Below are 1,013 nucleotides of genomic sequence, written 5' to 3'. Positions count from 1 at the left end.
GTTCTGCATATCTGCTTAGGTGAAGTAGCCTTTGTGGATGACCGCGAATCCGATTCGGGGGCAGGACTACCCAGCGACGTACCAGCAGCTGCTCGAGTGGTTCCCGGACAACCAGTCATGTCTGGACTACCTCGCGGCCCTGCGGTGGCCTGAGGGGTTCGTGTGCCCGCGGTGCGGCGAGCGTGAGTTCTGGCGCACCGGTGCCGGGTTGTGGATGTGCCGGTCGTGTGGACGGCGGACGTCGGTGACGGCCGGCACGATCTTTGACCGGACCCGGACGCCGCTGTCGACCTGGTTCGCGGCGATCTGGTTCCTCATGTCGCAGAAGAACGGGATGTCCGCGCTGGGGCTCCAACGGGTCCTCGGGTTCGGCTCCTACGAGACGGCATGGGCCTGGATGCACAAGCTGCGCCGGGCGATGGTCCGGCCCGAACGCGACAAGCTCTCGGGGATCGTGGAGCTCGACGAGACGATGATCGGTGGCGCCACTCGCAACAGCGGTGGCGGCTACGGCGACAAGGTCGCGGTCATGATCGCCATAGAGCACAACGAAACCCGCCGGTTGGGCCGAGTCCGGCTCGCCGTCGCCGACCATCCCGGGACCCGGCAGCTGGTCGACTTCGCCACCACCGTCATCGAGCCCGGATCCACGATCCGCACCGACGGCGCCCGCACCCTGCGCCGGCTCGCCGACCTCGGCTACACCCACGAGTTCACCCTCGGCTACCGCGCCCCGGACCAGGCCAGCGTGCTGCCCGGCGTGCACCTGGTCGCGTCCTTGCTCAAGCGCTGGCTCATCGGCACGTTGCACTTCCGCGTCGAGGACCAGCACCTGCCGTACTACCTCGACGAGTACACCTTCCGGTTCAATCGCCGGAACGCGAAGTCCCGCGGCCTGCTCTTCTATCGACTCCTCGAGCAAGCCGTGGACACTGACCCGCACCCGCTCAAGGACCTTCTCAAGCCAGCAGAAACCGGCATACCGGACTTCACCTAAGCAGATATGCAGAACA

At 66.1% G+C, this 1,013-nt stretch carries 1 protein-coding gene; it reads left to right on the top strand.

What is annotated here, in order from left to right:
- Positions 1-37: 37 nt before the first annotated feature.
- The gene (locus tag ABD297_RS23585; RefSeq protein WP_425581214.1) at positions 38-997 is read left to right on the top strand and encodes an IS1595 family transposase; all 960 of its coding nucleotides are present in this window, start codon (positions 38-40) and stop codon (positions 995-997) included.
- Positions 998-1,013: the final 16 nt, after the last annotated feature.

It is taken from the genome of Terrabacter carboxydivorans (assembly GCF_039532035.1).
Lineage (GTDB): Bacteria > Actinomycetota > Actinomycetes > Actinomycetales > Dermatophilaceae > Terrabacter > Terrabacter carboxydivorans.
This window is presented reverse-complemented; position numbering and strand designations above follow the sequence as displayed.

Coding starts and splice junctions, on each gene's coding strand:
- ABD297_RS23585 (WP_425581214.1), top strand. CDS start 38: ATGACCGCGAATCCGATTCGGGGGCAGGACTACCCAGCGACGTACCAG.